This is a genomic window from Spartinivicinus ruber (assembly GCF_011009015.1).
Classification (GTDB): domain Bacteria; phylum Pseudomonadota; class Gammaproteobacteria; order Pseudomonadales; family Zooshikellaceae; genus Spartinivicinus; species Spartinivicinus ruber.
Genome location: NZ_CP048878.1, coordinates 2,523,279 through 2,547,267, shown reverse-complemented (window position 1 = coordinate 2,547,267; position 23,989 = coordinate 2,523,279). Strand labels below are relative to the sequence as shown.

General features: G+C 40.7%; 28 protein-coding genes and 1 tRNA gene. 8 read left to right on the top strand and 21 right to left on the bottom strand.

Going from position 1 to position 23,989, the window contains the following annotated elements:
* Nucleotides 1–76 precede the first annotated feature (76 nt).
* Both G4Y78_RS11965 and G4Y78_RS11960 read left to right on the top strand, forming a co-directional pair.
* Nucleotides 77–3,145: an ExeM/NucH family extracellular endonuclease gene (locus tag G4Y78_RS11965; RefSeq protein ID WP_163833243.1), complete on the top strand. Its 3,069-nt coding sequence runs from the start codon at nt 77–79 to the stop codon at nt 3,143–3,145.
* Nucleotides 3,146–3,317: 172 nt separating this feature from the next.
* On the top strand, nt 3,318–4,055 hold the full coding sequence (locus tag G4Y78_RS11960; protein WP_163833242.1) for an MIP/aquaporin family protein: 738 nt from the start codon (nt 3,318–3,320) through the stop codon (nt 4,053–4,055).
* Between the two features lie 162 nt (nt 4,056–4,217).
* On the opposite strand, the gene G4Y78_RS11955 is transcribed toward G4Y78_RS11960, so the two are convergent.
* Complete coding sequence (locus tag G4Y78_RS11955) at nt 4,218–4,550, bottom strand: DMT family transporter (RefSeq protein ID WP_163836454.1); 333 nt, start codon at nt 4,548–4,550, stop codon at nt 4,218–4,220.
* Nucleotides 4,551–4,819: 269 nt separating this feature from the next.
* Here G4Y78_RS11955 and G4Y78_RS11950 point away from each other — a divergent pair, with 269 nt between their 5' ends.
* Nucleotides 4,820–5,359 carry a hypothetical protein gene (locus G4Y78_RS11950; protein WP_163833241.1) on the top strand — a complete coding sequence of 180 codons (540 nt, stop codon included), beginning with the start codon at nt 4,820–4,822 and terminating at the stop codon, nt 5,357–5,359.
* 1 nt (nt 5,360) lies between these two features.
* Here G4Y78_RS11950 and G4Y78_RS11945 read toward each other — a convergent pair whose 3' ends face one another.
* The 19 genes from G4Y78_RS11945 to G4Y78_RS11855 form a co-directional block, all read right to left on the bottom strand.
* A complete protein-coding gene (locus G4Y78_RS11945) occupies nt 5,361–5,825 on the bottom strand; it encodes a PspA/IM30 family protein (RefSeq protein ID WP_163833240.1) in 465 nt (154 codons plus the stop codon).
* Nucleotides 5,826–6,115: 290 nt separating this feature from the next.
* Entirely contained in the window at nt 6,116–6,442 is a 327-nt protein-coding gene (locus G4Y78_RS11940; protein ID WP_163833239.1) for a hypothetical protein, read from the bottom strand.
* Between the two features lie 51 nt (nt 6,443–6,493).
* Nucleotides 6,494–6,772: a DUF6471 domain-containing protein gene (locus tag G4Y78_RS11935; protein WP_163833238.1), complete on the bottom strand. Its 279-nt coding sequence runs from the start codon at nt 6,770–6,772 to the stop codon at nt 6,494–6,496.
* A 6-nt stretch (nt 6,773–6,778) separates the two neighbouring features.
* Nucleotides 6,779–7,654, bottom strand: a complete 876-nt coding sequence (locus G4Y78_RS11930) for an aldolase/citrate lyase family protein (RefSeq protein ID WP_163833237.1) — start codon at nt 7,652–7,654, stop codon at nt 6,779–6,781.
* Nucleotides 7,651–8,760: a cysteine protease StiP family protein gene (locus tag G4Y78_RS11925; protein ID WP_163833236.1), complete on the bottom strand. Its 1,110-nt coding sequence runs from the start codon at nt 8,758–8,760 to the stop codon at nt 7,651–7,653. The genes G4Y78_RS11930 and G4Y78_RS11925 overlap by 4 nt, the downstream gene beginning before the upstream one ends.
* Before the next feature lies 1 nt (nt 8,761).
* Nucleotides 8,762–9,520 (bottom strand): HAD family hydrolase, encoded by a 759-nt coding sequence (locus G4Y78_RS11920; protein WP_163833235.1) that lies wholly within the window; start codon nt 9,518–9,520, stop codon nt 8,762–8,764.
* A 2-nt stretch (nt 9,521–9,522) separates the two neighbouring features.
* Nucleotides 9,523–10,659, bottom strand: coding sequence for a phosphoribosyltransferase domain-containing protein (locus G4Y78_RS11915; RefSeq protein ID WP_163833234.1), 1,137 nt, complete (start codon nt 10,657–10,659; stop codon nt 9,523–9,525).
* An 81-nt stretch (nt 10,660–10,740) separates the two neighbouring features.
* Nucleotides 10,741–11,319 (bottom strand): TerD family protein, encoded by a 579-nt coding sequence (locus G4Y78_RS11910; RefSeq protein ID WP_163833233.1) that lies wholly within the window; start codon nt 11,317–11,319, stop codon nt 10,741–10,743.
* Between the two features lie 51 nt (nt 11,320–11,370).
* Nucleotides 11,371–11,943, bottom strand: coding sequence for a TerD family protein (locus G4Y78_RS11905; protein WP_163833232.1), 573 nt, complete (start codon nt 11,941–11,943; stop codon nt 11,371–11,373).
* 58 nt (nt 11,944–12,001) lie between these two features.
* A complete protein-coding gene (locus G4Y78_RS11900) occupies nt 12,002–13,030 on the bottom strand; it encodes a TerC/Alx family metal homeostasis membrane protein (RefSeq protein ID WP_163833231.1) in 1,029 nt (342 codons plus the stop codon).
* An 18-nt stretch (nt 13,031–13,048) separates the two neighbouring features.
* Nucleotides 13,049–13,507 carry a tellurite resistance TerB family protein gene (locus tag G4Y78_RS11895; protein ID WP_163833230.1) on the bottom strand — a complete coding sequence of 153 codons (459 nt, stop codon included), beginning with the start codon at nt 13,505–13,507 and terminating at the stop codon, nt 13,049–13,051.
* Between the two features lie 11 nt (nt 13,508–13,518).
* Nucleotides 13,519–14,604: a TerD family protein gene (locus G4Y78_RS11890; protein ID WP_163833229.1), complete on the bottom strand. Its 1,086-nt coding sequence runs from the start codon at nt 14,602–14,604 to the stop codon at nt 13,519–13,521.
* Nucleotides 14,605–14,676: 72 nt separating this feature from the next.
* Complete coding sequence (locus G4Y78_RS11885) at nt 14,677–15,285, bottom strand: TerD family protein (RefSeq protein ID WP_163833228.1); 609 nt, start codon at nt 15,283–15,285, stop codon at nt 14,677–14,679.
* Between the two features lie 271 nt (nt 15,286–15,556).
* Nucleotides 15,557–16,039, bottom strand: coding sequence for a CreA family protein (locus G4Y78_RS11880; protein ID WP_163833227.1), 483 nt, complete (start codon nt 16,037–16,039; stop codon nt 15,557–15,559).
* A 17-nt stretch (nt 16,040–16,056) separates the two neighbouring features.
* On the bottom strand, nt 16,057–16,410 hold the full coding sequence (locus G4Y78_RS11875) for a hypothetical protein (protein ID WP_163833226.1): 354 nt from the start codon (nt 16,408–16,410) through the stop codon (nt 16,057–16,059).
* An 18-nt stretch (nt 16,411–16,428) separates the two neighbouring features.
* The gene (locus G4Y78_RS11870) at nt 16,429–17,208 is read right to left on the bottom strand and encodes a DnaJ domain-containing protein (RefSeq protein WP_163833225.1); all 780 of its coding nucleotides are present in this window, start codon (nt 17,206–17,208) and stop codon (nt 16,429–16,431) included.
* A 91-nt stretch (nt 17,209–17,299) separates the two neighbouring features.
* Nucleotides 17,300–18,022 carry a vWA domain-containing protein gene (locus tag G4Y78_RS11865; protein ID WP_163833224.1) on the bottom strand — a complete coding sequence of 241 codons (723 nt, stop codon included), beginning with the start codon at nt 18,020–18,022 and terminating at the stop codon, nt 17,300–17,302.
* Between the two features lie 280 nt (nt 18,023–18,302).
* Complete coding sequence (locus G4Y78_RS11860) at nt 18,303–19,691, bottom strand: L-serine ammonia-lyase (RefSeq protein WP_163833223.1); 1,389 nt, start codon at nt 19,689–19,691, stop codon at nt 18,303–18,305.
* Between the two features lie 398 nt (nt 19,692–20,089).
* A tRNA-Ser gene (locus tag G4Y78_RS11855) sits at nt 20,090–20,180 on the bottom strand.
* A 151-nt stretch (nt 20,181–20,331) separates the two neighbouring features.
* Here G4Y78_RS11855 and G4Y78_RS11850 point away from each other — a divergent pair.
* The 5 genes from G4Y78_RS11850 to G4Y78_RS11830 all read left to right on the top strand — a co-directional run bounded on the left by G4Y78_RS11850 (nt 20,332) and on the right by G4Y78_RS11830 (nt 22,499).
* Entirely contained in the window at nt 20,332–21,003 is a 672-nt protein-coding gene (locus tag G4Y78_RS11850; RefSeq protein ID WP_163833222.1) for a Bax inhibitor-1/YccA family protein, read from the top strand.
* Nucleotides 21,004–21,089: 86 nt separating this feature from the next.
* Nucleotides 21,090–21,482 carry a sulfurtransferase complex subunit TusD gene (gene tusD, locus G4Y78_RS11845; protein WP_163833221.1) on the top strand — a complete coding sequence of 131 codons (393 nt, stop codon included), beginning with the start codon at nt 21,090–21,092 and terminating at the stop codon, nt 21,480–21,482.
* A 25-nt stretch (nt 21,483–21,507) separates the two neighbouring features.
* Nucleotides 21,508–21,864, top strand: coding sequence for a sulfurtransferase complex subunit TusC (tusC, locus tag G4Y78_RS11840; protein ID WP_163833220.1), 357 nt, complete (start codon nt 21,508–21,510; stop codon nt 21,862–21,864).
* A 4-nt stretch (nt 21,865–21,868) separates the two neighbouring features.
* Nucleotides 21,869–22,162 (top strand): sulfurtransferase complex subunit TusB, encoded by a 294-nt coding sequence (tusB, locus tag G4Y78_RS11835; protein WP_163833219.1) that lies wholly within the window; start codon nt 21,869–21,871, stop codon nt 22,160–22,162.
* 1 nt (nt 22,163) lies between these two features.
* The gene (locus G4Y78_RS11830) at nt 22,164–22,499 is read left to right on the top strand and encodes a TusE/DsrC/DsvC family sulfur relay protein (protein ID WP_163833218.1); all 336 of its coding nucleotides are present in this window, start codon (nt 22,164–22,166) and stop codon (nt 22,497–22,499) included.
* A gap of 33 nt (nt 22,500–22,532) precedes the next feature.
* Here G4Y78_RS11830 and cysG read toward each other — a convergent pair whose 3' ends face one another.
* Nucleotides 22,533–23,927 carry a siroheme synthase CysG gene (gene cysG / locus G4Y78_RS11825; protein ID WP_163836453.1) on the bottom strand — a complete coding sequence of 465 codons (1,395 nt, stop codon included), beginning with the start codon at nt 23,925–23,927 and terminating at the stop codon, nt 22,533–22,535.
* Between the last annotated feature and the right edge of the window lie 62 nt (nt 23,928–23,989).

The following is a 23,989-nucleotide window of genomic DNA, read 5'->3' as shown; positions in this document are numbered from 1 at the left end:
CAAGCAATGCTAGCTCACCCTGGCAGTTGCGATGTTTCTTTGTCTACTTAATGACCCACTTAAAAGAAGAGATATTATGACTAAACTCCATAAATCACTTATTGCAGGTCTTGGCGCTTATCTGAGCCTGCCACTGAGTGCTGAAATTATAATCAGCGAATACAGTGAGGGTAAAAGCTACAATAAAGCAATTGAGTTATATAACCCCTCTTCACAATCTATTAACCTAGCCAATTACAAACTAACCAAATACACCAATGGCGACCCAAATAAAACCAACACTTTAGCTCTTAGTGGTAATCTCGCAGCTAAAACCACTTTCGTTATCAGCTACTCAAAAGCAGTTGAAGCCATTAAAAATAAAGCTCAACTGATAACAGACAGCCAGGCGGTCAACTTTAATGGGGATGACCCTATTGCTTTATTCAACAACCAACAGCTACTGGATATTATTGGTACACCTGGACAACGCACCAACTTTGGTAAAGATAAAACCATTCAACGTACAACAGCAAAAGCCAGTCAACAATACCAAACTTCTCAGTGGCAATTTTCACCTGCCAATGATCCCGAAGTAATGGCAGCTACCTTAGGCCAGGTAGACTTGACAGGCTCACCTAATCAAAACACCATTAGCTGTACAACAAATGATGTTACATTAATTAGTCAACTACAAGGCGCTGGAGACCGTAGCCCACTCATTCCTGCTGATAAGCGCCAAAGTGACACCTCTTTTTTAGTAGAAGGTATTGTTACTAAATTAACACCCAATCGTTATCAGGGTTTCTTTATGCAAGAAGAAATCACTGATGAAGATAACAATCCCAACACCTCTGAAGGAATCTTTGTATATGGTAACCCGATAGTTGCTGTTAATGTTGGTGATAAAGTACGTGTAGAAGGCTTGGTCAAGGAACATTATAACGAAACTCAACTGGTCTTAAAGCAAGCCAAAGTTTGTTCACCAATGGGACAACACCAAGATACGACTCAAATTGTTGACTTATCTGCCGAAACAACTTTACAGGCATTAGAGCCATATGAAGGTATGCAAGTCCGTTGGCAAGGTGATGCGTCATTAACTGTCACCAAAAATTATGGTTTCAACTTTAAAAGCCGGCGTAATGATATGACTCTTACTCAAGGCACCCCTTTATATAAGCCAACACAGTTATTTCCTGCACTTAGTGAAGAAGCTAAGCAGCTGGCAAAAGCAAACCAACAAAATCAAATCACTATTGAAACCGACCATAAACAACAAGATGGCGTGATTAGCTTTTATCCCCCCTTTGAGCCTAATCAGTTTTATATTCGCATTGGCGACACTGTTGATCAGTTAACCGGTGTCATTAAATATGCTTATGGCCAATACAGTGTTATCCCAACTCAGTTAATTGCTGACAATGCGTTTAGCCACCACCACTATCCTCGGCAGGCAACGCCACCACTCAAACAACACGGTAACTTGCGTATAGCCAGCTTTAATGTCCTAAACTACTTTAACCATGTCGTACCTGGTGCAGCAAGTAACCCAGCCAACAATCAAAATCGTGGCGCCACTCGTTTAACTGATTTCGAATTACAACAAACCAAAATCGTTAATGCCCTAGTCGCCATGGATGCAGATATTGTCGGCTTAATGGAAATTGAGAATAACGGTTTCAGTGAAAGCAGTGCTATCCATTCTTTAGTAACGGCACTGAATCAAATGATCAGCAACCCTGATGATCATTACCAATTTGTGAAACCAGCTGTTGCCGCTTACATTGGTAACGATGCAATTACTGTCGGGATTTTATATCGCCCTGCTAAGATAGCATTAGTGGGTAATGCCCATATCGTCACCATGCCTCATCAACAGTTCACAGTCACCACTACAGAAAACAAAACCCGTAACTTTAATAAAGGACAACGTGACGGTTTAATTCAAACCTTTAAAACCCAAACAGGAGAAGTACTCTCTATTGTTGTTAACCACTTTAAATCCAAAGGCTCGATGTGTCTTGAAGATTACTTGGAATATGCAGTTGATGGCAAAATCCCTCTTAATAATAAAGGCCAAGTTACTGGTAAGCCTACTGCTCCCAATTATGTCGATGACTTACAAGGCAGTTGTAATGAATTGAGGGTTTCCGCTGCTTATCGTTTAGGGGAGTACCTAAAACAATATAAAAAATCATTAAGCAATAATATCCTCATTCTTGGCGATCTAAATGCTTACGGCCAGGAAGACCCTCTACTCACCCTCACAGATTATCAGGCAAGTCAAATATCACGCCCAATCAAAACAGCAGCCCACACTGTGTTAGCAGGCAAATCTTGGCAACCGCCTCAAACCATTGTAGCCGGGTATGGTTTTATCAATTTAAACACCCACGCTCAAGGCAACAAAACATTTAGTTACAGCTACGAAGGTGAGTTAGGTAATTTAGATCATGCCTTGGCTTCTCCAAAACTAGCAAATAAAATGGTTGATATTGTTGGCTGGCATATTAACTCTGTGGAAAACAGCCTGTTTGAATATAGCCGTAAATATTCAGGCCAATTACCAAAATCTGACAGCCTTTTTAGCGCCTCTGATCACGACCCTATTATTATCGAATTTCAATTTGAGCCTAAACAACCAGTTAAAGCCGAACTTAATCAATTAGTTGAGCAGGCTTGGTCTGTTTATCAAGAAGTAGTTATTAAAGATATTGAGGGCTTTTATCCTTACTCTCTAAAATGGTCCCTCACTACCCATTTACTCCAAGCACTTGAAACCCAGTCAAACAATCAATCTACCCAGCAACAAGTCGATCGTGTAGTTAATAATCTAAAACAAGTGCTGACTAAAGTTGACAACTTTCGTCCAGTTGTTTACAAAGCAGGATTAGCAGCCACAATTGAAACAGCTAATTACCGGCTTAAACAGGCCAATCATAACCCACTGTGGTATTTCCCTGCTAAAGCACAACAACAGTTGGCTAATAAAATTAGCTTAGCAACAGCTGTATATCAAAGCAGCAACAGTAGCCAGCAGCAAGTGAATCAAACCACCTATCAACTGGTGAAAACCCTGTTTTGGTTCGAAAGCCAACGTCAGCTCCGCTGGCGACAGCCCTGGTCATTCAAAATGACCAATCATTGGGTTATTATTCACTAGCTTGTCAATTTAATTAGGGGGCAAAATGCCTCCTAGCCGCTTTATTGCAAATATTAGTCTCATCTTGTCTTTCAATTTTACAACGACTATTTAGTCAAAAATAGCTTGCTATATATAATCACTTTTTTATTTACCATATATTTTTTAATAAATGTGGTTTGGAGGTATGGATATGACCCCTTTTATAGCAGAGCTGTTAGGAACATTTTTTTTAATTCTATTAGGCACTGGTGTGGTGGCAAATGTTAGCCTAAATAGAACCATTGGCCACAATAGTGGCTGGATTGTTATCACTTTTGCCTGGGGGTTTGCTGTGTTTACCGGCGTAGTCGTGGCCGGCCCTATAAGTGGAGCACATTTAAACCCGGCCGTTTCAGTAGGATTAGCGCTTGCCGGACTGTTTCCATGGAAAAACCTGGCCGGCTATTGCTTAGCCCAAATGATAGGCGCATCATTAGGTGCACTGGTCGTTTGGTTAGTATATAAAGATCATTTTGATGCAACAGATGATAAAAACACTAAACTGAGTGTCTTTTCTACTAGCCCAGCAATTCGCAATTTACCACGTAACTTTCTTTCTGAGTTAGTTGGTACTTTCGCCCTGGTATTTGTTATTTTATATTTTTCAAACCCTACACTGCAATTCAGTGATACCAATACAGCTACCATTGGTTTAGGCTCCCTAGGTGCATTGCCTGTGGCGATTTTAGTGATTGTTATTGGTATGTCCTTAGGAGGAACTACAGGTTATGCCATTAACCCAGCTCGAGATTTAGCTCCCCGAATTATGCATGCAGTACTACCTATCAATAATAAAGGCAACAGTCAGTGGGATTACGCCTGGGTACCAGTCCTTGGCCCATTAACTGGTGCATGCATTGCCAGCAGCCTGTATTTAGCACTCTCTTAAAGCACACTTCTAAAAATAGTCATTTTTTTAAGACACTCTTAATTGAATACTTTATTTTCGCAGTAATTATTTACTATTAGCCGGCTGGATTTCTTTTCCAGCCATATGGCATAACATCTTAATGCTATATGGTTTTGTTCAGGCCAGTATTTCTGGTTGTAATCAGTGATTAACTGTTTTAGAAAACACATTAATCACAATGACACCTGCAACAATTAATCCCATACCTAAGATAGCTGGTAAATCAGGAGTCTGCTTATAAACAACGGCCCCCACCAGCGCAACAAGTACAATCCCAAGCCCTGCCCATAGAGCATAAGTAATCCCAACCGGTATAGTTCTTAACACCAGTGATAACAAGTAAAAAGCTAGGCCATAACCAACAATAACAACTAAGCTAGGCACCAATTTTGTAAATTCCTCTGAAGCTTTTAAGGCACTGGTTGCAGCCACTTCAGCAATAATAGCAATCGCTAAGTAAAAGTATCCCATCATCATTCCTTATAAAAGCAGTAGGACCATAGAAAAAACCAGGATATCGATGATTAATTTAGCTTGCTCTAACCTAAGCATGATCCTGTTATTTACAATTGCTATGGCACCTACCTCCTAATAGATCGATCTTTTTCTGGTAAAAGCAAAGCAACACAGCCCAGAGATAGAGAACCAAAATAGTGAGAAATTGCGACCTGATTTTGCGCATGCATCACTAGCTAAGCTACACTTTTATAAGCTCTTACCATCAAATGCATAAAGGTAACATAGTGAATAAGCATGTCATGTTATTAGCTAAGAGCACTGTACTTGGCATATTAAGCGCTATCTCAACAACTGTTGCTGCCGAAACAATATCACTATCCATTACTATGGACAAATCCTGGGAAATTCTTGACGCTAATATCCAAAACCAACAAACATCAGGAAACCAAATAAATTATCAATTGAAGTTAGATGAACAGGTTATGTTTGAAGCGAATAAAAAAAATACCAATAGCGTTTTCGCTATCAGTATTATCTCAAAAGAAGATGCTGAAGGGGCCACTTCAGCAAAAGATTACCTAATCAAAAATAAGCTGCCTTCCCCAGATACCCCACATAAAACAGATAACCAATCTATAGGTGGGGTACAATTTGACAATATTAGTACTGCTATTAATTATGACCCTGCAGTAAAAACCCTTGAACAAAATTATGCTGCTTTAAAAAACACCTATATCCTTGAAATTTACACCGCTTGTGAAGAGGGTCACTCTTCCTGTCAAGAGTTGAACAGCTTAATCAAGACGATTAAATTTAACGATTAACTTACCCTTCTTGCACAACCCCTGTCGTTTGATACACTTCCCTTTGTTGCTGCAATCTCTTAAGATTTATTTCTGCTGCAATAGTAGCCTGCCTTAACGATTTTGCTTTTAAGGCCATCTCGTCTTTTTGCTTTTCAGCTAACTCCAATTGAATCTCATAATCTGCAATCACTTTCGTCGCATTAACTGCCAGTGCTTCATTTCCTTTACCTAAAGCATCAGTAGCATCTTGAACCATACCATTGATTTTTGCTTTTATTTGCTCATATCGGGTAATGCATAGCTGTTGCTTTTTTAACTGACTTTCCAATGCTATTTTAGAGTCTTTAATAATTACATGTGCTGCAGCAATCGCCTGCTCAAAATCCTGCAATACCTGGTTATCAACCACTACTTCCACATGGTCTTCACACGAAACCGCTGTATTACCACGGATAGCTAACATTAATTTGTTCAAGATACTCATAAGCCTCTACCTCCTGCTTACAACATGACTGAAATTGCTGCTATGTCTTTGCCATGGATAATTGCTATATATGCTCCATTAAGACATCACATGTAAAACTTCAACCATATTACATGTTAGACTATTTTTTGTCCACATATTTATGCACAAATACTCTAAAGAAGCTTCTTGCTAAAAGAGGAAGGAAGCTAGGGAGGCCATAACCTACATATTGTTATAAAAATTCTTTTATTATAACAATATGTACACATGATCTTTACCCACTGGTTTATTTAAACCTCTATTATCATTTAAATTAATATAAATACATTTAATATATTTATAATAAAAGCACTCCGTAGCATGACAGGTAACGACTTGTGATTTAAATCTAAAATATTCATTCCGGGAGCAAAACCAATGCCTGACCAACCAGTGTAAAAACTACATTTAACTCGATATTCAAAGAAGACTTTTACCACAATATGCGAGATATTGAAGGGCGCCAAAACAACAGCAACAACAAACTGATCATTATCAGCTAATATTTCAATACATAATTTACGGATAATCCAATAGCTAAAAAAATAAACCATTAATGCTGTAATAAATACAGCAAGCGATAGTGATATCGGCACAACTCTTAAAACAAGCTATAACAAATATACACTGAAATATTCAGATTAAGCTTATAGCTGTTCAAATACCTCAACGATAATATTTTCTAAGTCACCACTATTTGGCAACGGTTCTTCCATTGCAAAAAAAGCCGCAAGCAATAAAGAGGCAGAAAAGTTTCCCCGGTTAACACGATTAGCTAAATTATTTGGCTCTATATCTATACTTGTTTTTTGCTTAATCAATTCAGCCAAATCCCGAAAAGTCAGGTCGTTTTTCTGTCTAGCCTGTTGAACCAGTGTCGCACACACTTTATTCCAGGATAGCTTATTGATTTGGTTATCATTCATTTGCCACTACCTTCCACCAATGGCAAGCACCTTTTTTGCCCAATTGATATGAGTAGAAGGCTCACACATTTGCCCCCCAGCTTTAAAAACGGCTTTATCCTGATGTCGAATAATTTCTTTGGCTAAATCCAACTCCTCATTTCTGATAGAAAGAATATCCTGAATCAAACTAACCTGAGTAGGATGAATAGCAGTTTTATTTAAAAAACCGTATGCACGATCAAGCATCAGCTCTTTTTTTAACAAGGGTATGTTTTCATCATCAATAAACTCAAATACAGGCGCTGACAATTGATAACCAAAAGGCCTAAAGGCAGTAATGCAATTATCAATCGCTATTCGTACAGGGGTTTCATATATCGTCACATAATCAGGTCGTTTAATCCCCAGCAAGCTTAATAAGTCATTACCACCAATGCGAAAACAGGGTATTCCAACCGGGAAAGTATCCATTAACTTCCTCAGCCGAATTAGCTCCTGATTATCGAAGGCTATTTCAGTTTCAATGGTTGGCATTAAGTAAAACTTCTCTTTACCTGAATCTTCAATTGCTGCCTTATATTCATGCACATTACTGTGATCGATTTTAGGAATAACAAACCCCTTAATGTGCTCAATCGTGTCCAATGCCAGTAAATTCGCTAATACCCCTGGCGAGCGAGCGCGAATAAACACGCTTGTATTAATCTGAGGAAAACTCGTCAACAACTTATTAATGTTTTTTAATGCATCTTCAATTTGGTGCTCAGAGATAGCATCTTCAGTACAAAGCACGACAGAACCTGCCTGAGTGGCCATCAATCGCTGAACCAAATCAGATCTGATAGCGGGCATATAAAGCGTTGCCCCTAATTGATAATACAGTTGTTCAGCCCCTTTCATGATTCACTCCTTGTTAAATCTTTTATCAAGGCTAATGCATTAAAAGGCATGGCTGGGTCAACAACCACCCTTACCTGCTTTTCCGCTGCTAACAGAAGAAGGTGTTCAACATCTTCTTGATTTTTATTATTTAATATTAATAAGTCTGGAATTCGACGAAGCATTACCCGAGTTGCTTCCGCAATACCCGGTTTCACTTTATTGATATCTTTAATACCCTGAGCTTTCATTATTTGAGTTAAATAGCTCAATATCACCTGATGTTGTTGAGCCTGAATTTGTTGACTGAGCATTGTAGCTATTTGCACCGTTGACGGATCAAGCCGAGTTATTTCACTGGCAACTTCTTCAATAAACCAATTACTTAAGTCATGCGACTGCAAGTTATGATAGGTGACACACTGATGAAAACCGACTACATTCGGGTCACGAATGGTTCGCGAAACTAAACCTGATACGGTGCTATTTAAAATACCGGAAGGAATAACATAGTCATCGTGGGTAGCCACATAGTGAGCGGTATAGCCAATATCCGAAACCACACATAACTTATCACTAAGTTTATAATCGGGGTTTTTACGATTCCAAGTTTTTATGGCCTGTTTTAGCTCACGGGTAATCGCTCCTTTTGCTGTCCAACCATCAACAAATACGATAGATTCAGCTTTCACGCCGATGCTTTGCAAATAAGACAAAGCTGCTTCATCAATTCCCTTGCCACGAATAATAGAAATGGAATAATGTTGAACTGAAATATCTCCCAACGCAGATAAAGCCCGCTTCAACAAAATACCAATCGGTGTACCTGCACGAGCTAAAGACACTAAAGTAATTGAGCTGCCTATTGCTTGCTGAAGTAATTTAGCTAGCTGGAAAATTTCTGTAGCTAATCTGGTTTTGTATTTAGCTGTTAATTTATAAAAAATATCGAGATAGGCCCTTGTTGGAGCCTGTTCAATCGATACCATTTGAGAATAATGAGTACCAGCCTGCAAACGCTGCTCTTTTTCTGCAACTGTCAGTAGCTCTATCCCTTCAGCTTCTTGAAGGAGAAACTGACAATCATTTGGGTGATAACTTCCGGTTAATAATTGCTGCTGCCCCATGTTATTCCCCAATGTATTCGTTAAATGCACTATCAGTGATTTGGCTGTTTTGCGGTACCACCAGATAATCACAGGCTTTCATGAATGCGATATCACTCAAACTATCCCCTGCACCAACAAATAACGTATGGTTATTTAAAGATTGATATTTTTGCTTTAAATAATTCACTGCTTTAGCTTTTGATGCATATGGCGGTAATAATGCCATATTACGGCCATTGATATGAATTCGCGCTTCCTGTCGTGCATTCACTTGCTCGATAACCGGCTTCAATAACGGATAAAAGTCCTCAATTTTATTCGCCTGATTGTCTACTTTAATACTGACATAACAGCTTATATCAAAGTCAGTAATCACATTCGTCCGAAGTGGCAACTGCTCATGATCAATAACCTGCTGGACCTGCCTTACCCATTCCACCAGCTGTTCTTGCCAAGGATCAACTTCAAACTCAATAAGCTGTAGCCACCCCTCATCAATGGTACAATCATGATTGAGAATTAATGCCCCATGATTAATAACTGCTTCATGACTAAATGTAAGCTGAGTACGACATAATGCCGCATAGTTTCTTCCTGTTACTGGAATTAATACGCCATCACTCAATAAGCTAATTAATTTATGCTGCTTCTCGGTATAAAAAGAAATGACCTGACCATTTCGATCAACAGCTCCTGGGTGCAACTTGTCATTGCCTACACATTTCCGCTCTGTTTGTATTAACGTATCGTCAATGTCAGTAAATACGACTAGTGACATTTTTACACCTCAACCTGCTGTTTAATCACAGGAATACACTCAATTTGTTGAGCTAATCCACAACTTAGATATTGGGCATAGGTTTCATAAGCAATAATGGTCATCCGTGTTGCAGGCCGGTTGTACACATAGTTTTCATAGCCATCTTCAACGGTAAATACTTCTTTCCGTTTAATACCATTTCCTTCAATGATAGGAGAGCGTGTCGTTGACTGAAAAACAACATCAAAGCCCTGGTTTTCCATTAACTCGGCTAATTTATAAGGTTGATATAAAAACTCACCATACCCTAATACGGTATATTTTTCAGTTTTAGCTAAACCATCTAAAGTAAAGCATTCACCATTTACCGAATAAAAACTAGTGCTATCCTCTTCAAAGGTAATACCAGTACGTATTTCAGCTAGCACTGATTGCTGAGAAAGTTGCTGCTGGGCTTTGGTAGGCAAGTCACAAGTAAAATCGAGATTTGGAGTGAAGTTAAACTCTCCTGCCATTAAACAAATAAACGACACTTCAATACCTGCTAATAACTGCTGTATTTCAGCTTTACGCCGCTCAGATAACCAACTAACCAAACTCACCCAAATAACTTTCTTTAAGCTACCAATATATTGGCGTAAATTTTCTGCTAACTGGAATAAAGTATTACCTGTCGTAATTTCATCATCAACCAACACTACTGTTTCTACCTGCTGTATTTGCAGCTGTTGCAATGGCTGATACACAATATGAGCGGGTGCATGACTATGGCTTTCATCAATACTAAAAATGGTGGGCACATTTGTTAACTGATAGCGGGTTGTATGGGTATACAATACCTCATGCCCATCATTTGCCAAGGCTTCCGCTACACCAGCGCCTAGCCCTGTAGCGGTTTCTGCCAAACCAACAACTAGAGTTGGTCCGCTACTAGCTAATTGAATTTTTTTAGACAGTACCTGGTAAGTTTCTGCCATTAAAGAAGGCTTGCAGGGAATGTGTTTCCCCAATACTTTCGAAATAAATAAATAGCCTCGCTTGGGATTTTGCCTGGCGCCAAATGTTAACAAATCAAGCAGGCTATAATGCTGACTACTAAGGTGATGATTGATATTAAAGATTAATGAGCCTGACTGAATTTCGACTTTTGCATCCATGGGAAGGACTACTTCTTAAAGTAATAAAACAGGCGGCAAATGCCGCCTGACAATAACTATCTAGGGTATATCTATTATAATTTAACCCACATTAACCCCGTATTGAGTCGCCATGGCTTTCAAACCACCGCTAAACCCTTGGCCTACGGCACGAAACTTCCATTCACCACCATGACGATATAATTCACCAAATAGCATCGCCGTTTCAATAGAATAGTCTTCACTCAAGTCATAGCGAACCACTTCTTCGTTATTAGCTTCATTCACAATGCGTATAAAAGCGTTAGAAACCTGGCCAAAGTTTTGGTTTCTTGACTCTGCATCGTGAATAGTGACACCAATAACGATTTTTTGAATATCAGTAGGGATTTTGACCAAGTCAACTTTTACTGACTCATCATCCCCTTCCCCTTCACCTGTTCGGTTATCGCCCATGTGCTCAACAGAACCACACTGACTTTTCAGCTGATTGTAGAAAATAAAGTCAGCATCACTACGTACCTGACCGGCTTCACCAACCATAAAAATAGAAGCATCCAAGTCAAAGTCAGAACCATCTGTTGACCGAGCATCCCACCCTAAACCAATAACCGCATTGGTCATACCAGGTGCAGTTTTTTCTAAGCTAACATTACCACCTTTTTGTAAAGTAACAGCCATTTTTTTCTCTCCTGTCCTTATTATCAACTAATATAACTAATGCAAATGCTTTTAAGCGAGACCATAGGTCTGTAAAAATGCAGCTAACCCACCAGCAAAACCATCGCCTTTAGCAACAAAACGCCACTCTCCGTCTTTTTTATAAATTTCACCAAAAATTAATGAGGTTTCTGTTGAGTAATCTTCAGTTAAATCATAACGTACAACTTCTTGTTGATTATCATCATTTAAAATACGAATAAAGGCATTTTCAACTAAACCAAAGTTTTGCCTTCTTTCTTCAGCATTATGAATTGTCACCACAACAACTAATTTTTCAACATCAGCAGGGATATTAGCAAGGTTAACCTTAATTACCTCATCATCACCTTCCCCTTCACCTGTCAGATTGTCGCCCATATGCTGTATCGAGCCACAAGCAGACTTGGTGTTGTTATAGAAAACAAAACCACCTTCACCAATGCCCTTGCCTTCGTTATTAACCATTAATAGTGAAGCATCAAGGTCAAATGCAGCACCATCTGTCGCACGGATATCCCAACCTAAACCTACGTGCAGTTTGGTCAAGCCCGGTGCTTCTTTTTCAAGGTTGACCCGTCCACCTTTCAGTAAACTAATTGCCATGATAATTTCTCCTTAATTGTGATTACACCCTTTGCTAAAAATCTTAAAGCAGTCGGTATCAAACCACTTCGCTATTATTTGTGTTTGATTCTTCTTTTTCTGGAAACAAAATAGAAGCCACGACACCTAAAGTGATTGTGCCTAATACAATAAACAAGCTCATACTGTGGGTAATTTCAAAGCTGAATTCCCAAATATGTTCAGCCGCTTGTGCACACAGTTTAAATGCAATGAAGAATAGAACAAATGCCACCGCTTTTTCCAAGTGACATAAGTATTTAGCTGCAACCGCTAGCATGAAATAAAGGTTACGCAGGCCAAGAATAGCAAAGATTACTGCAGCATAAACCAAGAAAGGTTCTTCTGTTACTGCAATAATGGCTGGTACAGAGTCAAATGAAAAAACAATATCACTTATCTCAATACAGATTAAGCACAAAAACAATGGCGTCGCATAAAAGGCCGCTTTACCCACCACAGTTAAACTGGAGTCAGTTGCTTTAAGTTGCTCGACTTCATTGTGCTTAATAAAGAACTTATTGCCATTTAAGCGAGGCAATACTGGAACAAACTTTTTAGTCCAACGGACAGACCAGTGATTAGAGTAGTCTTCAACCTCCTCCTCATCCCCGCCTTTCAACATTAAGACTGCAGTCCAGGCAACGATTAAACCAAAGATAAATTCCACCCACACACTTAAGCCAAATAAGGAAGTGCCTACCGCAATAAAAATAGCTCTAAATAACAGTGCTCCAACAATACCGTAATAAAGTACCCGGTGCTGTAGTGCTCCCTTAATGCCAAAAGAAGCAAAAATAGCAATAAACACCATCATGTTATCCACTGACAAAGTTTTTTCCAGCACATAGCCAGTTAAAAACAAGTCAGCCCACTTGGGCTCATAACGAAGGTATAAATAGGCATAAAATGCAATGGCTAAAGCCACCCAAAAAACGGACCAGCCTAAAGCATCTTTAAATTTTATTTCAGTTGAATTACGGTGGCTAAATAAATCACACCAAACAGAAGCAGCAACCACAACAAACAAAACAATCACTGCTTCCAAAGGAAAACCAAATGATTCCATCGACAACGCCTTAATAACTTACAGCTCAAATTCTGCTGGGTTCAGCCCCAGCTCTACAGCAACTTTACGTGCAACGGCTTTTTCATCCATATCAAAATTACCATCGGCTGCGGCAATAGCAATAATCAAACGCATTACTGTACGGCAGGCGACTTCATTGCCTTTAAGCTTGTTAAGTGCTTCAAAGGCTTTGGACTCACCAATATCTTTATCAAATTCCAAATTACTCACATGCTCAGAAAATGCAGAGACCACTTCGGTCATTTTAAATACTTTTAATGCTTCATTATTCTCAATAAACTTGATCATTTTTCGCTTTTCTTCAGGGTCAATCGAGCCATCAGCTAAAGCAATTAACGCAGCACCACCAGTTGCCGCATTTAAGAAATTTTTATTCTTAAATTTCATTACATCATCTTTTAGTTCACCGGCTTTTTCTTTTAGCGAGTTTAAAAAGCCACTAAATCCACCTGCCATAATTCAATCCTCTATTCTGGGTTTTGTTGTTGTGAACGCCAGGGCAGCCCCCACCCATAGGCTTGATCCATTGCAACCAAAGAATCAAAAAACTCAACAAGTGGGGTGAGCTTATATTGCTGAGCAACTCTTTCTATCATTGCCACGGCACATAATGGCTGATCACAACGGTAGGAATTAATATTTATTTGGTCTAATTTGTTAAAATCAATGCTGGCACCTAATTTATTCCATTGGCTTAACCCTTCTAAAATAAAACAATAAACTAAAACTCGATAAGACTTATGCCAATACTGAGTATTTAAGTGCAACTGCTGAACACGTTGCTCTTCATGACTCAGTGCATGAATATAAGGCACCCCGTAATAAGAGCCACGCTCTTCACCATAAGATTGTACCAACCCTCGTTGACCATTGCTTAATTCATAAAACGCCCCTATTCGCAAATCATTGACAGGATCAAAGTCAAGCACATTATTGATTGGATCATGGGGGTTTAACTGGTTATTCCAGGTTAATGTGACAAATAAATCTTCTGTTGAAATAGGGTGAAGGACGTCTTTAGCTTGGGTATTGCTCGCAGCTGTAGACGTTGATTGTGTTTTACTTGCAGTGTTACTGGCAGAAGGTGCGGATTCAGCAAGGGAAATATTATATTGTTTTTCCAGCTGCATTATTCCTTCATTAAACCCTTGACAAACTGATCGGACTTTCCAGTTATCTTGGTGGCGATAAAGCTCAGATACTATTAATAACGATTCATTGCGACTACTGTCCAGTGCAGCTTTTACCTCAAAAAGTGGCTGATCAGACAGTATATCTGTATAAAACACAGTCAACTGACTAACTAAAGCAGCTAAACTATCATCACCATAAGCAATGAATTTAATTTTATTAACGTGACTAGGTAATTCAAAAGGCTGAATCAACCAAGTCATATCATTAACCTGGTTGATACCTGTGCATGTTCCCTGAACAACCTGTTGTTGATCATCAAGTACTAAACTCAACCACCTGACCCCCATATTGCCTTCAATGCGAAGGGTCACGATTGGATTATCAACTTTTGCATTCTGCCCAGGTATCAATGACTGCATTTCAACAAATTCCTTGGTGCTGTAAACAAGTAACCTATCCGAGAATAAAACAACTATTCCCTACTTAGGTCACTAGATATACGAGCGAGAAACTGTTTCAATGGTTTGTTCTAGCCCTTGGTCCCGTGTGGCTTCACCCACAGCTTTAAATTTCCAGTCGCCGTCTTTCTTATACAAAATACCCAACACCATTGAGATAGAACCTGAAAATGACGGATCGTTAGCAATATCATAGGTAGCTAAAATATTATTCACTCTTGAAGGAGTGCCTTCGTATAGCCGAATAGAAGCAAAAGGAATTGCTGCAAAATCTTGTTTACGGAAAGAGTTAAGCACCACAGCAACCGCCGAGACACCTTGAGGCACTTGCTGTAAATTAATCGTGATTACTTCGTTATCTAAACCGTCATCACCTTCCATGTCGCCTGTTAAATCATCACCACTATGATGAATTGAACCACATTTACTTCTTAGTTGACCAAAATAAACGACATCGACAGGCTGTTTGTTTTCGTTATACAAGCCTACACTGGCATCCAGATCAACTGGCACTTTTTTAGCGCCAAAAAAACCTTTTTTCTCTATTGCGCCCCAGTTTACCCCTACACAAATTTGTTGAAGGTTTTTACCCGCTTCTTTTTCAAGGCTAATACGTTGACCTTTAGTTAATGAAATTGCCATATAGACTCCTTGCCCTAATAAAGTTTCATACAATAATATGAAGGCAGCACTTTGACATACCCCCTATAGCTAGTCAATAAGAATAATAATGGTTCTTTATTGACGCCAATAGTCGCCTATTCAGATTAATCAGGGCAGTCCTATACCACCAAATGGATAATACATATACTACAGTAGCCGACTTAAAAGCGACTTGTGTTGAAAAAAACCTAAAAGATCTACCATAGTGACAGATAAACTGAAACAAAGTTTCAGCAAGACGAATAGGAGATTATTTAGCTGAAGTTGGCCAAGGCAACACCGGCACAGCCGTCACACTGTTTTTTGGCGACCCCTCTACCAGCTTATCACTATAGGTCAGATAAATAATGACTTGTCGTTTGGGGTCATAAAACCGAACCACTTGCATGGTTTTAAAAAGCACTGAAGTACGTTTCTTAAACACCTGTTCACCATCCAACTTGCCAGCTTTCAATTCATCAGACAATTGAATAGGCCCCACTTGTCGACATGCAATGGAAGCATCTGAGGTATCTTCAGCCAGTCCTAATGAACCTGACACCCCACCTTTTTTAGCCCGACTTAAATAACAAGTCACTCCACTAACATCAGGGTCATCAAAAGCCTCTATCACTATTTTGTCATTAGCCCCCAGCAGCTTAAATGTTGTTGAAACTTTTCCCACTATTTCACCATAACACTGACTATAAAAAGCTGCGCTAATCAGAGCATACCAAAACGGCTTTATTCTCATTTGAATTGCACCTTTAATTACCCCCTAAAGACAATATCACCTTCCAATGTTTCCAGTATTTGTCGTATTTCTTTGATAGCCAGTGTCGTGAGAAAAAACGAACTGGTTACTGAGTAACCGGTAAACTCTGTTTCATCTAATTGCAAACAACGCTGTCGGATAGCTTCTAATTGCTCATCATTATAAATAGGGATACTGATAAAAATTTGCCAATCTTCTTCTGAAGCTCTGCCATTAACAATATCGTAAAGCAAGGTTTTTGCTTTGGCCCTTTCTACTCGATAGCGGGGCGTTCTTACTTTTAACAGTAACAACACAACACTCACTGTTATCAGGCTTGCTAATAGGATTGTGGTTAACCAGACCGCCATATCCACCATCGATAACCATCAGGTTTTTAACTGCGCTAACAGCACATCTTTTGCCGAATTCACTTGAATGGCTAGATAGCTACTCCCCCCTTTATCAGGATGAAGTTTTGCCATTAATCGTCGATGGGCATCAATAATTTCTTGCTTGCTGGCTGTCGTTTTTACACCTAGCACCTCTGCTGCTTCAGTAACCGTCATCGGTCCACTATCTCTATGACTTTTCGCTTGGGAATAAGAAGACTGCTGCTGATCCTGAAACACTTGCCATTCTGATGTACGCATTTTATTTAAATAAGTATCCAACAACTGACGAGTATCTTGTTCTTGTGCAGGACAATGGGAATAAAGCTCAGCTAACTGTTCAATAGTTAATTCTCTTAGCTGCTTTCCTTTATATTGCCCCACTAACACTTCACCCTCGATGTGGCCACTGCTGTGATCTAAAGTCATTAACAATAATTGGGTACGTACCGTAGATTGCTTGCCCTTCGTATGTGTTTGCTGTTGAGCTGTTGCTGCCCCCCCAGTGAAAATAGCTTTGTGTCCCCAAAGTCTTTGTAGTAATGGCCAATAGCTTGCCACTGAGAGCGCTTTTCTTAACAATGGAATAAGTGCAGCCAACAGAGCAAAAACAACTGATATACGTCCTGTAATAACTAAATAAGCAAAGACCAAAATAGCGGCGATGAGTGCTGATTTTTGTAACCACTTTTTTCTCGCTTCTGGTGGCAGCTGGTGATACTGATACCAAGCAATGGAACCACCGACTAGTGCAATAAGAATCAACAATTGAGACAAAACAAAATATCCTTTTATCCGTCGGTGACTAACAATACGTTAGTTAGCCTCCTCTACTGAGCAGTTTTAATAATCTTAAAACAAAAAGTACTTAACAACCGCCAGATAGCTGGTGCTCAAGCTGTAACACAATTTCCGGCTGCCCTTTAGCAAATTGATGTAGTGCTTTTAAGCCACCCACAGAGTAGACTGCCACAGCAGACAAAAGTGCCTGTAATTCAGCTGCACTTCCCTCATCAAACTGACAATGAGCTCCTCCGGATACTCTAGCAATTTGCTGATAGCCTTGAGTGGCCACTTCATCATCACCTTCTTGAAATAAAAAGACCGGTACACCTCGTAATTTTAGTTGACCTGCCCAGTTACATACTTCATCAATGGACTCTTCTAAACTATCTCCTACAAATACGATAGCCTGTAATGGTTGGCGCTTAGCCTCTGCTAAACCATGCTGCAACAGTCGACTAATTTGGGTAAAACCTCCAATACACGACACCTGATTCATCTCTGCAAGTAAGGCTTCTGTCGAGTGCAACCAAGGGCTAGCATGAAACTGACTAAAACCACGGTAGTAGCATAACTGTATCGCCAGTTGCCCTAGTGCTTTAGTTTCAGTAAACATTTTACCCTGCAAGTGACAGGCTCGGTCCCAGGTCGCTTCGCGACTTGCGGTGGCATCTAAGGCAAATATTAATCGGCCTTTGCTAATGGCATTGGTTGTAGTGGGTAGCTGCTCTGCTTGTTGGATGAAATCGGCAACTTCTTTATGGCTTGAAGGGGTTGCAGGAAACTGATCATTTTTATAGTCCGCCATGAACACCTCTTACAGCATTTTCTCTCTATAAGATTAAGATATGGCCACCAATAAAGACAAAATCAAGGGGCAGGAGTAATTCTATTACACCTCCCTAGCAAAACAGAGTGTCGCAAAAGGGAGTAATAAGTAAGCTGAGTGTTTAATTGGAGTAACAGGACATTCTTCCACCGCTCTTGAAGTACTGTCCCTAGCACTTCAAGCTCTGAAAAGGCTTATGCCTTAGCTCATATCTGCTAAGTTTTGATACAATCTCATAAATATTTTTTCATACGATAACCTAACAAAGCACTACGTTAACCGCTAACCCACCTAACGCTGTTTCTTTGTACTTCGATTGCATATCCATCCCTGTTTGACGCATGGTTTCAATCACACTATCTAAAGCTACCCGGTGAGTACCATCACCCCGTAATGCAAGTCGAGCCGCATTTACCGCTTTAACAGCCCCCATGGTATTACGCTCAATACAAGGGATTTGAACCAAACCACCAATAGGATCACAAGTCATACCCAAACTGTGTTCCATACCAATCTCAGCTGCATTTTCCACTTGTTCAGCTGTTCCACCTAATACAGCAGCCAAAGCACCTGCTGCCATTGAACAAGCAACGCCTATCTCTCCCTGACAACCCACTTCTGCAGCAGAAATAGAAGCATTCTTTTTATAAAGCATGCCAACAGCTGCCGCCGTTGCCAAAAAGTCATACAGTCCTTGTTGATTAGCGCCTGGCACAAAACGCATGTAATAACTTAATACGGCAGGAATCACTCCAGCAGCACCATTAGTGGGTGCTGTCACCACCCGCCCACCAGCTGCATTTTCTTCGTTAACAGCCAAGGCAAATAAACTAATCCAGTCCATGACCGTAAGAGGATCTTTCAAAGAGTCCTCAGGACGACCACAAAGCGCTTTATACAATTTTGAGGCACGCCGTTGAACACTCAAACCACCAGGCAACTCTCCTTCAGTTCGACACCCCCGCTCAATACAGCTATGAAATACTTGCCAAATTGCCTCTAACTGTTGCTCAACTGCTGCCATAGAACCTTGCAATACTTCCTCATTGGCAAACACCAACTGAGCAATAGAGAGATTGTGCTGCTTACAGAGTGCTAGCAATTCGGCTGCTGTATGAAAAGGAAAAGGCACCTCTATTTCTGGTGCAACTGGGGCAGCAGCAGAAAGCTCATCTTTACTGACAACAAAACCTCCACCGACCGAGAAAAATTGATCATGATGAAGCACCAGACCATTTACGTCATAAAGGGTAAGTTCAATACCATTGGGGTGCTCAGGCAAAAAGGTATCATTGTGGAACTCTATGGCCTGATCAGGATTAAAAGCAATTTCATGCTGACCCGCCAGCAACAAGCGGTGAGTAGCTTTGATTTCATCGAGCTTAGCAGTGACCTCCTCAGGGTCTACTTCATCTGGCCTCTCTCCCAGCAGTCCCAGCAATACCGCAGTATCGGTGCCATGGCCTTTACCCGTCAGCGCCAGTGAACCATACAAGGCTACTTTTACCTTAACCACTTCGTTCAGACAATCCTTACCATCAGCTAAAAACCGATAGACCGCCCACATTGGCCCCACTGTATGGGAGCTTGATGGACCAATACCGATTTTAAAGAGGTCAAAAATACTTAATATCGTGTTCTCACTCATACAGCTAACCAATGCCCTCAATACTGAAGCACTTATTGTGTTAATTTAGACTCTTTAGCTTAGGATTATTTTCAACTATCGACCTAGCTCGCCACGACTTATACACCAATGTGCACGCCATGCTCAGGTTTATCTACACTTATAACAAAAGACTAATGAGCAGCCACAGTAAGCAACTGAAGCAGACTTTGATGCAAACTCAAGGATAAAGTAATAAAAAGGAATCCAATTGTTTTAATTCAGTTGACGTAAAACTAAAACAAGTAATGAGCGATGGATAATATTTGAGACAGGACTGGCAAACGACAGACGATTATGTGAGTTCTGTTTAAGTGGCATTTGTTCAAAAACTTACCATAAAAAAAAGGGTCTATGATAATAGACCCTTTTTCGACGTTTGGCGGAGAGGCAGGGATTTGAACCCTGGGTGGGCTATTAACCCACGCCGGTTTTCAAGACCGGTGCTTTCAACCACTCAGCCACCTCTCCAAACTGTTTGGGTGCCCCCGAACTTGGTGGCAGATAATACCGGATTTTTTTTCAGAGTCAACGGCTAATTGCTTGATTTTAACTGTGACAGAGGTATGATTTTCAACAAAGGCATTTTTTGCTTGTTTTATAAACAAAACAGGAGTTTATCGTGTTAGAAAATAATCAATATGCAACAGCAGCTGCCTCCAAAGAGGCTTCGATTATTCAAACCAACAAGGTGTTAAAAAACACTTACATCTTACTCAGCCTATCGCTAGGCTTTGCCGCTGTTTGTGCTTTTATCTTCCGCAATGCCCCAATGATTAACCCATGGGTGTTCCTGGGAGGCTTCATCGGGCTATCTTTCCTGGCTCAAGCACTGTGCCGCAGTGTCTGGGGAATTGCCGCCGTTTTTGCATTTACCGGTTTTGTCGGCTTCGCACTCGGCCCCATTCTCAATATGTTTATGAGTAGTGGCCAAGGTACGGCTATTGTGATGAATGCACTTGGTGGTACAGCATTTATCTTCTTAGCTCTATCAGGCTATGCACTGGTGAGCCGGCGTGACTTCTCGTTCTTACGTGGGTTTCTTTTCGCGGGTGCCATTGTTCTGCTCGCGGCCGTGGTAATGTCATTGATCTTTGACATCAGCGGATTTAGCTTAGCAATTTCATGTGCCTTCATGGTATTTGCCAGTGCTCTGATACTCTACCAGACAGGTGAAATTATCAACGGTGGTGAGACCAACTACATTCTGGCCACTATCACGCTATTCGCTTCTATCTATAACTTGTTTATTTCTTTACTACATATTTTCATGGCCTTCTCAGGTGACGACTAAGCCTTAAGAAGATATGCTAAAACCCTGCAACTGCAGGGTTTTTTTTTGGCCTAATGATTAAGATGGAGTGATAGGGCTAGTTCCAAATGAAATTTACCTTATTAATTGCTGGTGGACCTTATAACAGTGAGGCACCTTATACAGCTCTAAACTTTGCTAAAGCAGCGCTAAAAGAGGGCCACAGTATTTACCGGATATTTTTCTACCAGGATGGTGTTCACTGCGGTAATAGTCTGGTCACTCCTCCACAAGATGAGCTTAATTTACCCAAAGAATGGAACAAATTTATTAAAAGAAATAAGCTCGATTGTGTCGTTTGTATTGGTGCCGCATTACGCCGGGGCGTTATTGATGAACAAGAGCAAAGTCGTTACGAGTTACCCGCTGCCAATTTACATAAAAACTGGCCATTATCTGGTTTGGGTCAATTAATTGAAGCGACTCAACATTCTGACCAAGTGATAACCTTTGGGGCTTAAGCACTGTGCAAGGAAAATAAACGACATGAAAAGTGTATGTATTATCTCTCAGCAGTCGCCTTACGCATCCCCTCGCGCCAAAGAAGCACTCGATGCAGTATTAGTAGCCGCTACCTTTGATATTCCTACCACACTGGTATTGCTAGGTGATGGCGTTTTTCAAGCTATTAAAGCGCAAGCAGGCGAAAAAATTCATCAGAAACACCTGGGCAAGCAGTTGGCTGTATTGCCTATGTATGACATTGAAACGCTCTATGTATCTGAACAAGACCTTGCCTGCCGAGGCATTAAGCCAGAACAATTAATGGATAATGTACATGTTTTAGCTAGCCAACAGCTTAGCCATTTAATTCGCCAGCAAGATATTGTTATTTCTTTATAGCCCTATGATTTTACATACATTAAACCAAGCTTCGGAAAAACTAATCCAGAGCTGCTCTGATACGATGGTTGCCGGTGATAGTCTGTTATTGATTGAAGAAGGTGTTTATCTAGGGATTCAGGAAACTATCTCTATGAAGCTTCTAGCAATGCATACTGAAATTAACCTCTATGCCCTTAAACCTGACTGCATAGCAAGAGGGATAAAAGCCCTGCTCTTTCCTGACATTCAGTTGATTGGCTATCCTGGCTTTGTCAAACTATGCACCGAACATAAACAGGTAATTAGCTGGTATTAATATGCAGTGTATAACAGTGTCTGATAAAACGATCCTGCTAGATAAGGAAGGCTATTTAAAGCGGCTTTCCGACTGGGATCAATCGGTAGCAGTGGCACTGGCTGAACAAGAAGGGCTTGAGCTGAGTGATAGCCATTGGGAAGTCATCTATGCCCTACGGGATTTTTACCAGCAGTTTGAGCAATCCCCTGCCATGCGCCCTTTTGTTAAGTACATTGCTAATAGCCTGGGCAAAGACAAAGGTAACTCTATTTACCTGATGCAACTGTTTCCAGGCAGCCCTGCCAAACTAGCCGCAAAAATTGCCGGCCTACCCAGGCCGACTAATTGTTTTTAATTTTTTGGCTCAAGGAATAGGTAGGGCTAGCTATTATTTTGTCTCCGCAGAAAACCAAGCCAGCTTACTCTGTAAGGACACAACCTCTCCCACTATTATCAACGTAGGTGGCTTAACTTCCTGATCTTTAATAACAGCTTCAATGGTTGCTAACGTACCAGTATAAACCCGTTGTTTTTGGGTGGTACCTTGTTGAACTAACGCAATCGGTGTATCTGGGCTGCGACCGTGATGTTGTAATTGCTGGCAGATAGTGCCCAGCCCCATCAATCCCATATAAAACACCAAGGTTTCAGCTGGGTTAGTAAACTGCTGCCAGGGAAGCTCAAGGTGGCCTTCTTTCATATGACCAGTAATAAATCGTACTGACTGAGCATAGTCTCGGTGGGTTAATGGTATCCCAGCATAACTGGCACACCCAGAAGCAGCGGTAATGCCCGGCACCACTTGAAAGGGAATGCCAGCCTCTGCTAACCGATCAATTTCTTCTCCACCACGACCAAAAATAAAAGGGTCTCCACCTTTTAGGCGTAAAACTCGTTTACCTTCTAAAGCTAAGTCGATTAACCGTTGATTAATTTCTGCTTGAGGGAGTGCGTGATTTGAACGTGCTTTACCAACATAGAGTCGGTCAGCGTCGCGCCGTACTAGTTCTAATACTTCAGGTGACACCAACCTATCATATAGCACCACATCTGCTTGCTGCATCAAGCGTAACGCCCTAAATGTCAATAAATCAGGGTCGCCTGGTCCCCCCCCCACTAAATAGACTTCACCTAGTTTAGTGGGTGTAGCTTCAGCAAGTGCAGACTCCAATTGCTGTTCTGCTTTGTCGAGCTTGCCAGCAAAAGCTTGTTCGGCAATAGGTCCTGTAAGAACTTTTTCCCAAAAATAGCGCCGATCATTAATGACATTAAACCGTTGCTTCACTTTTTCCCGGAATTTACCTGCCAACTCAGCCAATTGGCCATAGCGATGGGGAATCAGTGACTCAATTTTGCCGCGCAGTAAACGTGCTAAAACGGGGGCCGCACCACCACTACTAATTGCAATGGTTAAGGGCGAACGATCAATAATGGCCGGGAAAGTAACCGTTGATAAGGCAGGTTGATCCACAACGTTAACGGGGATATTAGCCTGTTGTGCTAACTGGGAAACTTGTTGATTAACCTGCTGGTCGTTAGTAGCTGCTACCACTAATGCATAAGGTAAGTGTTGTATATCCTGAGGATCAAAACATCGAAGATGATACTGGCTTCCCTGCTGAATGACCTGGTTTTGTAGGTTGTCATTAATTTGTGGGGCAACCACTATTAACTTTGCTCCTGCCTGCAATAGGAGATGCGCCTTACGATTAGCTACATCCCCACCACCGACTAACAGACAAGGGCGGTTTTTTAAATTATGAAATAATGGCAACTGATCCATTGAAAAACCCATTTACTGAAACTGGCTCCTATTGTCGCTAAGCCAGGTAACTTCAGCAAATG

Coding starts and splice junctions, on each gene's coding strand:
- G4Y78_RS11965 (WP_163833243.1), top strand. CDS start 77: ATGACTAAACTCCATAAATCACTTATTGCAGGTCTTGGCGCTTATCTG.
- G4Y78_RS11960 (WP_163833242.1), top strand. CDS start 3,318: ATGACCCCTTTTATAGCAGAGCTGTTAGGAACATTTTTTTTAATTCTA.
- G4Y78_RS11955 (WP_163836454.1), bottom strand. CDS start 4,550: ATGATGGGATACTTTTACTTAGCGATTGCTATTATTGCTGAAGTGGCT.
- G4Y78_RS11945 (WP_163833240.1), bottom strand. CDS start 5,825: ATGAGTATCTTGAACAAATTAATGTTAGCTATCCGTGGTAATACAGCG.
- G4Y78_RS11935 (WP_163833238.1), bottom strand. CDS start 6,772: ATGAATGATAACCAAATCAATAAGCTATCCTGGAATAAAGTGTGTGCG.
- G4Y78_RS11930 (WP_163833237.1), bottom strand. CDS start 7,654: ATGAAAGGGGCTGAACAACTGTATTATCAATTAGGGGCAACGCTTTAT.
- G4Y78_RS11925 (WP_163833236.1), bottom strand. CDS start 8,760: ATGGGGCAGCAGCAATTATTAACCGGAAGTTATCACCCAAATGATTGT.
- G4Y78_RS11920 (WP_163833235.1), bottom strand. CDS start 9,520: ATGTCACTAGTCGTATTTACTGACATTGACGATACGTTAATACAAACA.
- G4Y78_RS11915 (WP_163833234.1), bottom strand. CDS start 10,659: ATGGATGCAAAAGTCGAAATTCAGTCAGGCTCATTAATCTTTAATATC.
- G4Y78_RS11910 (WP_163833233.1), bottom strand. CDS start 11,319: ATGGCTGTTACTTTACAAAAAGGTGGTAATGTTAGCTTAGAAAAAACT.
- G4Y78_RS11905 (WP_163833232.1), bottom strand. CDS start 11,943: ATGGCAATTAGTTTACTGAAAGGTGGACGGGTCAACCTTGAAAAAGAA.
- G4Y78_RS11900 (WP_163833231.1), bottom strand. CDS start 13,030: ATGGAATCATTTGGTTTTCCTTTGGAAGCAGTGATTGTTTTGTTTGTT.
- G4Y78_RS11895 (WP_163833230.1), bottom strand. CDS start 13,507: ATGGCAGGTGGATTTAGTGGCTTTTTAAACTCGCTAAAAGAAAAAGCC.
- G4Y78_RS11890 (WP_163833229.1), bottom strand. CDS start 14,604: ATGCAGTCATTGATACCTGGGCAGAATGCAAAAGTTGATAATCCAATC.
- G4Y78_RS11885 (WP_163833228.1), bottom strand. CDS start 15,285: ATGGCAATTTCATTAACTAAAGGTCAACGTATTAGCCTTGAAAAAGAA.
- G4Y78_RS11880 (WP_163833227.1), bottom strand. CDS start 16,039: ATGAGAATAAAGCCGTTTTGGTATGCTCTGATTAGCGCAGCTTTTTAT.
- G4Y78_RS11875 (WP_163833226.1), bottom strand. CDS start 16,410: ATGGCGGTCTGGTTAACCACAATCCTATTAGCAAGCCTGATAACAGTG.
- G4Y78_RS11865 (WP_163833224.1), bottom strand. CDS start 18,022: ATGGCGGACTATAAAAATGATCAGTTTCCTGCAACCCCTTCAAGCCAT.
- G4Y78_RS11860 (WP_163833223.1), bottom strand. CDS start 19,691: ATGAGTGAGAACACGATATTAAGTATTTTTGACCTCTTTAAAATCGGT.
- tusD (WP_163833221.1), top strand. CDS start 21,090: ATGAAATTTACCTTATTAATTGCTGGTGGACCTTATAACAGTGAGGCA.
- tusC (WP_163833220.1), top strand. CDS start 21,508: ATGAAAAGTGTATGTATTATCTCTCAGCAGTCGCCTTACGCATCCCCT.
- tusB (WP_163833219.1), top strand. CDS start 21,869: ATGATTTTACATACATTAAACCAAGCTTCGGAAAAACTAATCCAGAGC.
- G4Y78_RS11830 (WP_163833218.1), top strand. CDS start 22,164: ATGCAGTGTATAACAGTGTCTGATAAAACGATCCTGCTAGATAAGGAA.
- cysG (WP_163836453.1), bottom strand. CDS start 23,927: ATGGATCAGTTGCCATTATTTCATAATTTAAAAAACCGCCCTTGTCTG.